This window comes from Pseudomonas sp. NPDC077451, from assembly GCF_044543345.1.
Classification (GTDB): domain Bacteria; phylum Pseudomonadota; class Gammaproteobacteria; order Pseudomonadales; family Pseudomonadaceae; genus Stutzerimonas.
Map to the genome: position 1 here is coordinate 1 of NZ_JBITVX010000007.1, position 12,222 is coordinate 12,222.

12 protein-coding genes and 1 pseudogene are annotated in these 12,222 nt (G+C 57.2%); 7 read left to right on the forward strand and 6 right to left on the reverse strand.

Annotated features, from left to right (window positions below):
• Positions 1–119: 119 nt before the first annotated feature.
• The gene (tyrS, locus tag ACIGHL_RS12690; protein WP_128120337.1) at positions 120–1,319 is read right to left on the reverse strand and encodes a tyrosine--tRNA ligase; all 1,200 of its coding nucleotides are present in this window, start codon (positions 1,317–1,319) and stop codon (positions 120–122) included.
• Between the two features lie 183 nt (positions 1,320–1,502).
• Between tyrS and ACIGHL_RS12695 the strand changes: the two genes are divergently transcribed.
• Both ACIGHL_RS12695 and ACIGHL_RS12700 read left to right on the forward strand, forming a co-directional pair.
• Positions 1,503–2,900, forward strand: a complete 1,398-nt coding sequence (locus ACIGHL_RS12695) for a peptidoglycan DD-metalloendopeptidase family protein (protein WP_128120349.1) — start codon at positions 1,503–1,505, stop codon at positions 2,898–2,900.
• Positions 2,901–3,992: an anhydro-N-acetylmuramic acid kinase gene (locus ACIGHL_RS12700; RefSeq protein WP_128120336.1), complete on the forward strand. Its 1,092-nt coding sequence runs from the start codon at positions 2,901–2,903 to the stop codon at positions 3,990–3,992.
• A gap of 97 nt (positions 3,993–4,089) precedes the next feature.
• On the opposite strand, the gene erpA is transcribed toward ACIGHL_RS12700, so the two are convergent.
• Positions 4,090–4,440, reverse strand: a complete 351-nt coding sequence (gene erpA / locus ACIGHL_RS12705; protein WP_045430630.1) for an iron-sulfur cluster insertion protein ErpA — start codon at positions 4,438–4,440, stop codon at positions 4,090–4,092.
• Between the two features lie 149 nt (positions 4,441–4,589).
• Positions 4,590–5,624 carry an N-acetyl-gamma-glutamyl-phosphate reductase gene (gene argC, locus ACIGHL_RS12710; protein ID WP_128120335.1) on the reverse strand — a complete coding sequence of 345 codons (1,035 nt, stop codon included), beginning with the start codon at positions 5,622–5,624 and terminating at the stop codon, positions 4,590–4,592.
• A gap of 134 nt (positions 5,625–5,758) precedes the next feature.
• On the opposite strand from argC, the gene hemJ reads away from it, so the two are divergent.
• The 3 genes from hemJ (at position 5,759) to ACIGHL_RS12725 (ending at position 8,210) form a co-directional block, all read left to right on the forward strand.
• Positions 5,759–6,184, forward strand: coding sequence for a protoporphyrinogen oxidase HemJ (gene hemJ / locus ACIGHL_RS12715; RefSeq protein WP_128120334.1), 426 nt, complete (start codon positions 5,759–5,761; stop codon positions 6,182–6,184).
• A 21-nt stretch (positions 6,185–6,205) separates the two neighbouring features.
• The gene (locus ACIGHL_RS12720; RefSeq protein ID WP_216706985.1) at positions 6,206–7,180 is read left to right on the forward strand and encodes an NAD(P)H-dependent flavin oxidoreductase; all 975 of its coding nucleotides are present in this window, start codon (positions 6,206–6,208) and stop codon (positions 7,178–7,180) included.
• 106 nt (positions 7,181–7,286) lie between these two features.
• Complete coding sequence (locus ACIGHL_RS12725; protein WP_128120333.1) at positions 7,287–8,210, forward strand: DUF805 domain-containing protein; 924 nt, start codon at positions 7,287–7,289, stop codon at positions 8,208–8,210.
• Positions 8,211–8,242: 32 nt separating this feature from the next.
• On the opposite strand, the gene ACIGHL_RS12730 is transcribed toward ACIGHL_RS12725, so the two are convergent.
• Positions 8,243–9,718, reverse strand: a complete 1,476-nt coding sequence (locus ACIGHL_RS12730) for an AAA family ATPase (protein WP_128120332.1) — start codon at positions 9,716–9,718, stop codon at positions 8,243–8,245.
• A gap of 77 nt (positions 9,719–9,795) precedes the next feature.
• On the opposite strand from ACIGHL_RS12730, the gene ACIGHL_RS12735 reads away from it, so the two are divergent.
• On the forward strand, positions 9,796–10,137 hold the full coding sequence (locus tag ACIGHL_RS12735) for a histidine triad nucleotide-binding protein (protein ID WP_128120331.1): 342 nt from the start codon (positions 9,796–9,798) through the stop codon (positions 10,135–10,137).
• Between the two features lie 62 nt (positions 10,138–10,199).
• Positions 10,200–10,847, forward strand: a complete 648-nt coding sequence (gene coq7, locus ACIGHL_RS12740; protein WP_128120330.1) for a 2-polyprenyl-3-methyl-6-methoxy-1,4-benzoquinone monooxygenase — start codon at positions 10,200–10,202, stop codon at positions 10,845–10,847.
• A 61-nt stretch (positions 10,848–10,908) separates the two neighbouring features.
• On the opposite strand, the pseudogene ACIGHL_RS12745 reads toward coq7, so the two are convergent.
• Both ACIGHL_RS12745 and ACIGHL_RS12750 read right to left on the reverse strand, forming a co-directional pair.
• Positions 10,909–11,422 (reverse strand): annotated as a pseudogene (locus ACIGHL_RS12745) (hypothetical protein).
• 302 nt (positions 11,423–11,724) lie between these two features.
• Positions 11,725–12,147 carry an OsmC family protein gene (locus tag ACIGHL_RS12750; protein WP_045430653.1) on the reverse strand — a complete coding sequence of 141 codons (423 nt, stop codon included), beginning with the start codon at positions 12,145–12,147 and terminating at the stop codon, positions 11,725–11,727.
• Positions 12,148–12,222: the final 75 nt, after the last annotated feature.

The window sequence follows — 12,222 nt, forward strand, 5'->3', positions numbered from 1 at the left end:
CGCCATCCGTGCAACCCTTCATTTTTGCTAACTTCTTGATTTACAAGAGGTTTAGCTAAAGGCCTGCGCCGGAGAAGGTGCGCATTATAGGCACTGGGAAACTCGCGTCAACCGTTGTTTTATTCCGGCTTAAGCGAAACACGGCCGAAAGCTTTTTTCCCTGCCTGGCAGACGTGCACTGAACCAACGCAGAAGAGAAACGACCGATCAACAACCCGCCCATCAACCCGCACCCCACCCGAAGCCAACAGATCACGAGCCACGGCCGCATTCTTGACTAGGCCTGCCCGGTTCAAGACCGAGGCGATTGGCATATCTTCTGTAGAACACAGGCTGATCTCAGGAATATCTTCCGGCAACTCACCCTCTTTCATTCTATTGCCAGCAGAGCGATGAGCTGTCGCAGCGGCCTCCTCGCCATGAAAGCGAGCAACAATCTCTTCCGCCAGCTTGATTTTGATGTCGCGAGGATTCGCACCGCGCGACACATCGACCCGATACTCGTCGATTTCCGCCAGGTCTCGGAAGCTCAACAACTCGAAATATCGCCACATGAGCGCATCCGGAATCGACACCAACTTGCTATACATGACGCCCGGCGCTTCCTGGATCCCGACATAGTTACCCAACGATTTGGACATTTTCTTCACGCCATCCAGACCCTCTAGAAGCGGCATGGTGACGATGCATTGAGACTCCTGCCCATAAGAGCGCTGCAGCTCGCGCCCCATTAACAGATTGAACTTCTGATCCGTCCCACCCAGCTCTACATCCGCCCGCAACGCAACGGAGTCGTAACCCTGGACCAATGGGTAAAGGAACTCGTGGATAGCAATAGGCTGGTTGGTCGAGTAGCGCTTACTGAAATCGTCTCTTTCCAGCATACGAGCCACGGTGTACTGCGATGCCAAACGAATAAAGTCGGACGGCGTCAAACCATCCATCCAAGAGGAATTGAAGGCCACCTCGGTCTTGCCAGGATCAAGAATTTTGAACACCTGGCTCTTATAGGTTTCCGCATTCTCCAGCACCTGATCACGCGTCAAAGGTGGCCGCGTTGCACTCTTGCCGCTTGGGTCGCCGATCATCCCAGTGAAATCCCCTATAAGGAAGACCACCTGGTGCCCGAGATCCTGAAACTGGCGCAGCTTATTTATAAGCACGGTATGACCGAGATGCAGATCCGGCGCAGTTGGATCGAAGCCGGCCTTGATTCGAAGCGGCAGGCCGCGCTCCAGCTTGTTAACCAGCTCTGCCTCGACGAGCACTTCGTCAGCGCCCCGCTTGATCACCGACAACTGCTCTTGAACCGACTTCATTGGAGGCCCCACGCCAGGAAATAAGGCGGTAAACCTTACAAGAACCCCCGGAAAATTCAACGTCGTCGAACGCGAACCAGCCCGCGACCGGTGGATTCAAGGGTTGCCTCGACAGCACTTTGCTTATATTTTAGGCAAATATTTTCTCTGTACAAAATATCGCCAGACATTCCAGACTTTCTAATGACCTATTCAAAATCGAAAGCCCCCCTCTACCCGAAGAGCCATCTCCTGGCTGCAAGCGGTATAGCTGCGCTTCTGAGCCTGGCACTTCTTGTATTCCCATCCCGCGAAGTCGAAGCCAAGAAAACCTTTCTCGATCTGCGTCTCGATACCGCCGCAGAACTTGAGACCGCAAGCGAAGAACCTCTTGTTAGCCTTTCGGTTGAGTCTCCCTTCACTCGGACCGAAACCCCTGGCGAACCTGAACTTCAGTCGTTGCAGCAGGAAGACGCTGAAGCGGCTACCAAAGCCACACCTCTGTCGAAAGAAGTGGTCGTGGCGAACGGGGATACGCTGTCGACGGTATTTGCAAAGGTTGGCCTTCCTCAAGCAACCGTTCACGACGTCTTGGCCAGCAGCAAAGAGGCAAAGCAATTTGCTCGCCTGAAGGTTGGCCAGCGCCTGGAGTTTGAACTGGATGACCAGGGCAACCTAGCCCAGCTACGCAGCCAGTTGAACAAGCTGGAAAGCGTGCAACTGGAGCGATCTGGCACCAGCTACGTATTCAAGAAGGAACAGCTCAAGCCGGACGTGAGTACTGCTTACGCCTATGGCCGCATAGAGAGCAGCTTGTTCCTAGCTGCGAAGCGCGCAGGACTCAGTCACAACTTGACGATGGATCTGGCCAACGTGTTCGGATACGACATCGATTTCGCCATGGACATACGTAAAGGCGATTCATTCGAGGTGATATACGAGCAAAAAACTGTTGCCGGCGTCCGCGTTGGAACAGGCAACATTCTCGCGGCCCGCTTCACCAATCGCGGCAAGAGCTATACAGCTGTTCGCTATACCAACAAGCAGGGTAATAGCAGCTATTACACCGCTGACGGCCAAAGTATGCGCAAGGCGTTCATTCGCACACCTGTAGACTTCGCGCGCATCAGCTCACGCTTTTCCAACGGTCGCAAACACCCCATCCTAAACAAGATCCGCGCGCACAAAGGCGTGGACTACGCCGCAGCGCGCGGCACGCCTATCAAGAGTGCCGGAGACGGCAAAGTGCTTCTCGCTGGCCGTAAAGGAGGATACGGGAACACCGTGGTCATTCAACACGGTAATCGTTACCGCACGCTTTACGCTCACATGCAGGGATTTGCCAAAGGCGTACGCAACGGCTCCTCGGTCAAACAGGGCCAAATCATTGGCTATATCGGTACGACCGGCCTGTCGACCGGCCCGCACCTGCATTATGAATTTCAGGTCGATGGCGTGCATGTCGATCCGCTGGGCCTAAAACTGCCAATGGCCGACCCCATTGCGAAGAATGAAAAACAGCGCTTCCTGCAGCTCAGCAATCCCCTGATGGCGCGCATGGACGAAGAGCGCGCAACCATGCTGGCAATGAAGAGCGAGTAGATGTCGTTCTACATCGGGGTCATGTCAGGTACCAGTCTGGATGGCCTTGACTTCGCTCTGATTGAACAGGGTCAACGAACGACCCTGCTGGAGACACATTACGAGCCTATGCCGGGGCAGCTCAAACAGGATCTGCTCGATCTGTGTACGTCCGCTTCTGACGAACTAGCTCGGGCAGCCATTGCTGAACAGGCTTGGGCCAAACTCGCAAGCACCGGGGTACATCAACTACTTCACAAAGCGCAGTTCGTCCCCTCAGCCATTCGTGCGATCGGTAGCCATGGGCAGACCGTGCGGCACGAGCCGCAACGCGGCTTCTCTATCCAAATCGGGCACCCTTCTCTACTCGCCGAACTAACCGGCATCAGCGTTGTGACTGATTTTCGTCGGCGTGACATTGCAGCCGGTGGCCAGGGCGCACCGCTCGTACCCGCCTTCCACGAAACCATGTTCAGCGACGCAGAACGGATCAGAGCGGTGCTCAATATTGGGGGGTTCAGCAACGTAAGCTTGCTACATTCGGGCACGCCGACACGCGGTTTCGACTGCGGTCCAGGCAACGTGCTGCTCGACGCCTGGATAAATCGCCACCAGGGGCAACCCTATGATCGCGACGGAAACTGGGCATCCAGCGGCCATGTCAATCACCAGTTGCTGACGCTACTGTTAAGCGACAAGTTCTTCTCTACTCATGGCCCAAAGAGCACCGGACGGGAACTATTCAACCTGCCCTGGCTGGACACTCACCTCGCATCGTTCCCCGACCTCGCTCCTCAAGATGTCCAGGCTACCCTGCTCGAACTGACGGCCCGCAGCATCAGCGAATCGCTCATGGCGGCCCAACCTGACGCAGAGGATGTGCTGGTCTGCGGCGGCGGTGCACACAACACGGCGCTGATGCAAAGGCTGCGAGCATTGCTGCCAACATGCGAGCTGGCGAGCACCACGAGCTACGGAGTAGAACCGGACTGGCTAGAAGCCATGGCATTCGCCTGGTTAGCGCACTGCTGCATAGAGGGTATCGCCGCCAACCGTCCAAGCGTGACAGGCGCTCGCGGGCTGCGAATCCTTGGCGCCATCTATCCCGCGTGAGCTGTTCGCGTCGCACGGTCATACCGGCCCGTCACCATCCTGGCTCAGAAACAAAAACACCGTGCCAAGGCACGGTGTCTCTTTGCTGCAAGAGATCTTAGATCGAGAACGACTGGCCGCAACCGCAGGTTGTCGTAGCGTTCGGGTTTTTGATGATGAAGCGTGACCCCTCCAGGCCTTCCTGATAGTCGACTTCAGCACCAGCCAAATATTGGTAGCTCATCGGGTCCACCACCAAGCTCACACCCTCACGTTCAATGATGGTGTCGTCTTCCGCGAGCTCTTCGTCGAACGTAAAACCATACTGAAAACCAGAGCAACCGCCGCCGGTGACGAAGACACGCAGCTTCAGCCGCGGATTGCCCTCTTCATCGACCAGACTCTTCACCTTGCTCGCGGCGCCCTGACTGAACTGGATCGCGGTGGGCGTGAAGGATTCGACACTCATTTGGTTCTCCTGGCGCGTGAACGCACGTTACTGCTTGACGCCGCATTATCGGCTTGTCCTACAAAATTGGTCAACTATTCATCGATCACGTATTCATCGATCACGGGCCGATACGATGCTGATCTCAAGCGATTTCACTGACAGCCAGTTCAGGGCAACAAAGCCGCATTGCCTAGGCCGAGCCGCTCATCCAGCCCGAAGATGATGTTCATGTTCTGCAGCGCCTGACCGGAGGCGCCTTTAACAAGGTTATCGATGACCGACAGCACGACCACCAGATCTCCATCCTGAGGACGATGGATTGCGATACGGCATACGTTGGCACCACGAACACTGCGCGTCTCCGGATGACTGCCTGCAGGCATCACATCGACAAAAGGCTCGCTAGCGTAACGTTGCTCGTAAAGCGCTTGCAGATCCACCGAGGTGTCGGCAACCGTCGCGTACAAAGTGGCATGAATGCCGCGGATCATCGGCGTCAAATGGGGAACGAAGGTCAACCCCACATTACCCCCGGCGGCACGTCGCAGCCCTTGGGTGATCTCTGGTAGATGACGGTGACCTTTGACGGCATAGGCCATCATGCTTTCGCCCGCCTCGGTGAACAACGAGCCGATCTTCGCTGCCCGTCCGGCGCCGCTAACGCCCGACTTGCAGTCGGCTATTAGCCGAGATGTGTCGGCCAGGCCACGCTCCAACAACGGCAGGTAGCCGAGCTGGGTTGCCGTGGGATAGCAACCGGGCACAGCAATCAGGCGCGCCCCCTTGATCTGTTCACGGTTCACTTCCGGCAGCCCGTAAACCGCTTCGGGCAGCAGGTCAGGCGCCCCATGTGGCTGGCCATACCACTTGGCCCACTCATCCGCATCTTGCAGGCGGAAGTCCGCGGAGAGGTCGATAACCCGAGTACCGGCATCCAACAGCTCTCCCGCCAGGGCATGGGCCACGCCATGAGGAGTGGCGAAGAAGACTACATCGCATGCGCCTAGCGTTGCGGTGTCGGGCACACTGAAGGCCAGCTCGTCGTAATGGCCTCGGAGATTCGGATACATATCCGTCACCTTGACCCCGTTTTCGGAGCGAGAGGTGATCACAGCCACTTCCGCCTGAGGGTGCTGGGCTAGCAGACGCAGCAACTCGACCCCGGTGTAGCCTGTGCCGCCAACGATTCCGACCTTGACCATGAGCTGCCTCTCGCAGTGGAACGATAAAGAACGTTGATGATAAAGGCGCCTGCGCTCAGGGCCAACCACCGAGATGACGCGCGGGCCCTCTAGCCACTACTATCGGGCTGACTCTGAACCGAAGGAACTTCCGAATGCTCTATCTCTGGCTGAAAGCCCTGCACATCGTTGCAATCGTCTGCTGGTTCGCGGGGCTGTTCTATCTGCCGAGATTGTTCGTTTATCACGCCATGAGCGAGGACGCGATCAGTCGAGAGCGGTTCCAGGTCATGGAACGCAAACTCTATCGCGGCATTATGATTCCCTCGATGGTCGCCACGCTGGCTTTCGGCATTGGCATGATTGCGCTTAACCCTGCGCTGTTCAGCGGAGGGTGGCTACACGCCAAGCTCGCACTGGTTGTCCTGCTGATCGGCTATCACCATATTTGTGGCGCTCAGCTAAAACGATTCGCACGCGACGAAAACACTCGCAGTCATGTGTTCTATCGCTGGTTCAACGAGTTTCCGGTATTGCTGCTACTGGCTATCGTCATTCTGGTCGTAATCAAACCATTCTGAAACCGACTCAAGGAATCTGCCATGTCATTGCCCGTACTGCTCGAAGAGCGCCTTCGTCTGCCTTTGGTCGCCGCTCCCATGTTCTTGGTATCAAACCCAGCACTGGTGGCAGCATGTTGCTCCAGCGGTGTGGTCGGCAGCTTTCCTGCACTGAATCAGCGAGAAAGCAGCGGTTTCCGGGATTGGCTACAGGAGATAGACCAGCACCTGTCGGGCGCCCATAAACCCGCGCCGTATGCGGTTAACCTGATCGTGCATCACAGCAATCCTCGGCTCCAGGCTGATCTTTCGATATGCGTGGAGCAGCGGGTGCCGATTGTCATTACCAGTCTCGGCGCCGTGAAAGAAGTGGTGGACGCCGTTCACAGCTACGGCGGGCTGGTTTTCCATGATGTCACCACACGGCGCCATGCTGAGAAAGCTGCTGATGCTGGGGTTGATGGTCTGATAGCGGTGGCAGCAGGCGCAGGCGGGCACGCTGGCACTTGGAGTCCCTTTGCCTTGGTGGCAGAAATTCGCCAGTTTTTCGACAAAACGCTGCTGCTCTCCGGCTGCCTCAACCATGGTCACGAGATACTCGCGGCGCAGCTCCTCGGAGCGGACTTGGCCTATATGGGGACGCGCTTCATTGCCACCCGCGAAAGCCAGGCTTCGGATGAATACAAGCAGATGCTTCTGCAGGCACATGCAGCGGACATCATTCACACCGCAGCGGTTTCAGGCGTACCTGCTAGCTTCCTTCGTCAAAGCCTGCAGCAAGCCGGCTACGACGAGGAGCGCCTGAAAAACAAAGGCGAAATGAATTATGCAGAAAAGCTCAAGCCTGTCAGCGATGAGGCCAAGGCATGGAAAACCGTGTGGTCGGCGGGCCAGGGCGTGGGGGAAATACGAGACCTGCCGACCAGTGAAGAACTGATTGCCCGGCTGGATCGGGAATACCGTGCCGCCCACGATCACGCAGCGCAGCTGTCGCATCGCTGGCTGCGCCAACCGTGACGCATCTCTCAATTGCCACAAGCCTCGTGCAACTCTGGTTGGCGACGCTTGTTGGCCGTTCACCCGCCATTTAGGCTTGCGCGAAAACCGGCAACAGGGACGCTGGATGAGCACTGATCAATTCCGAATCGTTTTCGACGGTGAACTTGTACCGGGCGTATCGCTCGATACGGCCAAGAGCAACCTGACCCGACTCTTTAAAAGCGACGCCGACAAAGTCGAGCGCCTGTTTGGTCGTGGCTCAGTACATATCAAGCGTAACCTGAGCGCTCCGGAAGCTGACCGATACGTGCAAGCGCTGCAGCGTGCCGGCATCCAGGCACGCAAGGAACCCGAAGCAGCAAAAGGTCTGACGCTCACAATCGCTGACTATGCGCCGGCACCTTCGAGCGAGGTCCCTATCGCCAGTGAGCAGATGGCCTGCCCCAAATGCGGCCACACTCAGCCAGCCGCTATCGAATGCCAAAGCTGCGGGATCGTTATCCAGAAGTACCTGGCACGCCAGACACAGCTGGGCGAAACGCCAGCGCAACGTAACAGCGCTGCGCATCCGTACGCTCCGCCCCGCGCTGAAGTGGGCACCCCGACTGCGGAGTACGGCGAGCTAAAAGTATTTACAACACAAGGCAGAATTGGCCGGTTGCGCTATCTGGCCTGGACAATGGCGCTGACGGCTGCGGCGCTGAGCCTAATGTTAGTAGCAGGCATGATGTCCGCCGCCTCAGTCGTGCTCGGTGTGATTCTTACCGGCGTATTCGGCATCGGCTTCCTGCTCGTAAGTATTCAGATTGGCGTGCAGCGTTTGCATGACCTGGGTTGGTCCGGCTGGCTTATGTTGCTCTATCTGGTGCCGATCATTGGCACCGTCTTGCCACTGGTGGTATTGCTGATGCCCGGCAACCCTGGCGTGAATCGCTTCGGCCCGCCACAACCACCGAATAGCCGGGCGGTAAAAATTCTCGCGGCGCTCTGGCTGCTTGTGCCTGTGATCGGCGTCCTGGCCGCCATCGTCTTGCCAACCTACCAGTAAGCTGTAGCGCTCACCGGGGAGCAGCACGCCAGTCAGGCCAGCACGGCTCGCCCCGAAGCCCAACCACGAAGCTCGTCCAGCTTTTCGGCCATCACCACCGAAAGCGGTGCGGTCGCCCGGACGCAGTGCAGAAGCATGTCCTGATCCGGTTCGCGAGATTGGGCCTGACCAGCATAGACGGCCGATACGACCACCTGTTCGATCTCCGCACCGGAGAAACCATCACAGGCCACCGCAAGTGCTTCCAGATCGAACTGATCGGCTTTCAACTCACGCCGTGCCAGATGAATTTGAAAGATCTCAGCCCGCGTTGATGTATCGGGCAGGTCGACGAAGAACAGCTCGTCAAAGCGGCCTTTGCGCAGCAGTTCTGGCGGAAGCCGATCCACCGCATTGGCAGTCGCAACCATAAACACCGGCGCTTCACGCTCAGCCATCCAGGTCAGCAGGGTGCCTAGGACTCGCTGACTGACGCCGCCATCCATCTCGCCCGTCGCGAGCCCCTTCTCCAACTCGTCCATCCATAACACGCAAGGCGCCATCTGTTCGGCCAGTTTTAGCGCCTCGCGCAGATTGCGCTCGGTTTCACCGAAGAACTTGTTGTACAGGCAAGCAAAATCCAGGCGCAGCAGTGGCAACCCCCAGAGCCCAGCGACCGCCTTGGCTGCCATGCTCTTACCGCCACCCTGCACGCCGACAAGCATCACCCCGCGCGGCCTATCCGATCCGCTGCCTGCCACAAAGGCAGCCTGACGTTGCACCAACCATCGCTTAAGGTTCTGCAGCCCTCCAACATCAGCGAAACGCTCTGTTTCGTATTCGAAGCCGAGCACGCCTTCCATATCCAACAACTCAAATTTCTTGCGATTGAGCTCCGGCAGATCTTCCTGTGTGATCGCGCCGTCGTCGCAGATCAGGCTGTGCGCCAAGCTGCGAGCTTCGGCATGACTGAGCCCACGCAAATTCTTCACAACCTGCTGCAGAGTGCGATTGTCGGTACGTACGCGGGCGCCTCGATTACGCTCGCTCCAGACGGTCGCTTCATCCCGAACGATGCTCAGCAGCTCCTCCTCGGACGGCAGGGTGAGACTGAATCGAGCCGCGTAGCGCTGAACCTCCGGAGGTAACTTGAGGGCGTGGGAAACCAGCACAAGCGTGGGCGCAGAAGGCCCTTGCGCCATCGCGATTTCCTTCAACAAACGCACCGAACGTGGCTCATCGAGAAACGGATGTAGATCGCAGAACACATACAGATTGCCAAGGGGATCGTGCTTGACCCGTCTCAATGCAACCTCAGCTGAACAGCTTTCGCCGGCATCCAGCGCCTCGCCACCGAACGCGAGATGCCGCAAGCCTTCCGTCACGGACCAAACATGCAACGTCATACCCCGGCTCACAGCCAATCCGCTCAGGGTTTCGAGCACCCGAAGCTCGTCCCAGGACTCGATCAGCACCAATCGCAGCCTTGATTCGAGCACCAGAGCCAAGTCGTGGATATCATTCTTCATTCGCTATGCTCCGTGCCAGCTGACCAGTCCGAAAATCGCCTGTTACACTGCTTTCTGATCAATTCTGGAGAAACGCCGTGGATTGTCTATTTTGCAAGATCGTGGCCGGGACTATCCCTGCGCAGAAGATCTATGAAGACGAACAGGTTATCGCCTTCAATGACATCGCGCCCCAGGCGCCGGTACATTTCCTGGTAATCCCGAAAAAACATATCGCGACCCTGCATGATCTGAGCGAAGACGACGACAAGATCCTTGCTGGGCATATTCTTTTTACCGCGCAGCGTCTCGCTGAAGAGCAGGGCTGCCAGGAAGGCTTTCGGGTTGTCATGAACTGCAACGACCTTGGCGGTCAGACGGTCCATCACATACATATGCATGTGCTCGGCCAGCGTCAGATGCATTGGCCCCCCGGCTGAACACTCGCTAGCCAAACGCACCACCCACTGTCCACGCCTGCTCCGAATCATCTGGAGGCGACATGCCCAACCAACGCCAATACTCACCTGCCGACCGTCTGCTGCTGCAGGCCGATGCCGCGTTACGGACGCTGCTGCCGTTCAGCGGCCAACCTCAGCGACCGACTCCCGCCGTATTAAAGAACGAGGCCGAGCTGAGCGACAGCCAAGCGCGTCACGTTGCCGGCCTGATGCGCATCAATCACACAGGTGAGGTCTGCGCGCAGGCCCTATATCAGGGGCAGGCACTGACGGCACGGTTGCCGAGAGTACGGGAGGCGATGGAGCGAGCTGCAGCTGAAGAAATCGACCACCTGGCCTGGTGTGAACAGCGCATTCACCAGCTGGGCAGTCACACCAGCGTTCTGAATCCGCTTTTTTACGGATTGTCGTTCGGCATCGGTGCATCCGCTGGCCTGATCAGCGACCGGATCAGCCTGGGCTTCGTCGCCGCCACCGAGGATCAAGTCTGCAAACATCTGGATGAACATCTTGAGCAGATTCCACACGACGACGAGAAGTCCCGGGCAATACTCGAGCAGATGCGCACGGACGAAGCGCAGCACTCGACTGCCGCTCTGGATGCCGGGGGCTTGCGCTTCCCAGGGCCAGTGAAGTTCGGCATGAGCCTGATGGCCAAGGTGATGACTAAAACCACCTACCGGATCTAACCCGATCCTAACGAAGAAGGGCGCCTACATGGCGCCCTTCTGCTTTCAGAAGACCTCTATCTTAGCTCGGCCTATTGCGCGCATAGAAAATCTCCAGCATTTCATGGCGCAGCCCCTCCTCCATCTGTCCACGTTGTTATGGCGAAAGATTGCAAGTGGCGTCCCCGAATAGGTAATTCTCCAGCTCGGAGTCTTTCAACAGCATCTTGGTGTGGAAGAGGTTCTCTTGATACAGGTTCACATCGGTCATCTGGTAGGCCGACCGGGTGTCTTCGGAGAGATAGTTCTGAATCGAGTTTATTTAATGGTCGATGAAGTGCTTCTTGCCTTCGACGTCACGAGTAAAGCCGCGAACCCGATAATCAACGGTGACACTATCCGAATCGAACCGATGGATCAGATAGTTGAGGGCTTTGAGCGGTGATACAACGCCGCATGTCGACACGTCGAGTCAGAATCTGCGTTAGCCGCTGCGCGTCATACTGCTCGTCGATGTACTTCACATATCCTTGCTGGTCTTCCTGTGTTTCGGCATAGCAGATGTCGTAAATATTGAAGCACAAGGACTTGGTCAGGTTGTTGAACCCGTGGAGCTGAGCTTACTTTTAACGATTGGAGACTCTCTCCGATGCGGCGCACCGCGTGATCGAGCGCGCCCGTCGGATACCCCTGTAACTGTGTAGGACGGCATACACCTCTTCGCATTTGCGGTCGAGGCTGAGTTTTCCGAGCAAAACGCCCCGCTAAAACGGGGGCGCATTATGCCGGTCGATGCCGCCCGGCCAATTTTGGTAGCCCTAATCAGATGCCGGCTTCGGTGGCGCCCGGCGCTGTCGAGTCGAGTCGAGTCGAGTCAACGAAGTTCGCTGGACTGACGTCAGCCCAGCTCGACGATCTCATAGTCATGGCTGATTTCCACACCCGCGCGGCCGAGCATGATCGAGGCGGAGCAGTACTTCTCGGCAGACAGTTCCACGGCACGTTTGACCTGCGCGTCCTTCAATCCACGTCCCTTAACAACGAAGCGCAGGTGGATCTTTGTGAACACCTTCGGATCCTCATCAGCGCGCTCCGCCTCAAGAAAGGCTTCACAGCTTTCCACTGCCTGGCGCGACTTTTTCAGGATGCTCACGACATCAAAGTTGCTGCAGCCGCCGAGGCCCAGCAAGAGCATTTCCATCGGACGGACACCTAGATTGCGTCCACCATTTTCTGGTGGACCATCCATGACCACGACATGACCGCTGCCGGACTCGCCTAGGAACATTGCCTCGCCAGCCCACTGAATGCGCGCTTTCATCGATAGACCCCGCTTGAAAAGGAGCGAAGCTTAGCATGACCACAGGCGGTCACTGGAGGCGGTAAACCGACGAAA

What these genes read in the sequence shown, in the direction of transcription:
- ACIGHL_RS12695 (WP_128120349.1), top strand. Translation starts at nt 1,503, where the DNA reads ATGACCTATTCAAAATCGAAAGCCCCCCTCTACCCGAAGAGCCATCTC.
- erpA (WP_045430630.1), bottom strand. Translation starts at nt 4,440, where the DNA reads ATGAGTGTCGAATCCTTCACGCCCACCGCGATCCAGTTCAGTCAGGGC.
- ACIGHL_RS12750 (WP_045430653.1), bottom strand. Translation starts at nt 12,147, where the DNA reads ATGAAAGCGCGCATTCAGTGGGCTGGCGAGGCAATGTTCCTAGGCGAG.
- ACIGHL_RS12700 (WP_128120336.1), top strand. Translation starts at nt 2,901, where the DNA reads ATGTCGTTCTACATCGGGGTCATGTCAGGTACCAGTCTGGATGGCCTT.
- ACIGHL_RS12725 (WP_128120333.1), top strand. Translation starts at nt 7,287, where the DNA reads ATGAGCACTGATCAATTCCGAATCGTTTTCGACGGTGAACTTGTACCG.
- hemJ (WP_128120334.1), top strand. Translation starts at nt 5,759, where the DNA reads ATGCTCTATCTCTGGCTGAAAGCCCTGCACATCGTTGCAATCGTCTGC.
- ACIGHL_RS12730 (WP_128120332.1), bottom strand. Translation starts at nt 9,718, where the DNA reads ATGAAGAATGATATCCACGACTTGGCTCTGGTGCTCGAATCAAGGCTG.
- argC (WP_128120335.1), bottom strand. Translation starts at nt 5,624, where the DNA reads ATGGTCAAGGTCGGAATCGTTGGCGGCACAGGCTACACCGGGGTCGAG.
- ACIGHL_RS12720 (WP_216706985.1), top strand. Translation starts at nt 6,206, where the DNA reads ATGTCATTGCCCGTACTGCTCGAAGAGCGCCTTCGTCTGCCTTTGGTC.
- coq7 (WP_128120330.1), top strand. Translation starts at nt 10,200, where the DNA reads ATGCCCAACCAACGCCAATACTCACCTGCCGACCGTCTGCTGCTGCAG.
- tyrS (WP_128120337.1), bottom strand. Translation starts at nt 1,319, where the DNA reads ATGAAGTCGGTTCAAGAGCAGTTGTCGGTGATCAAGCGGGGCGCTGAC.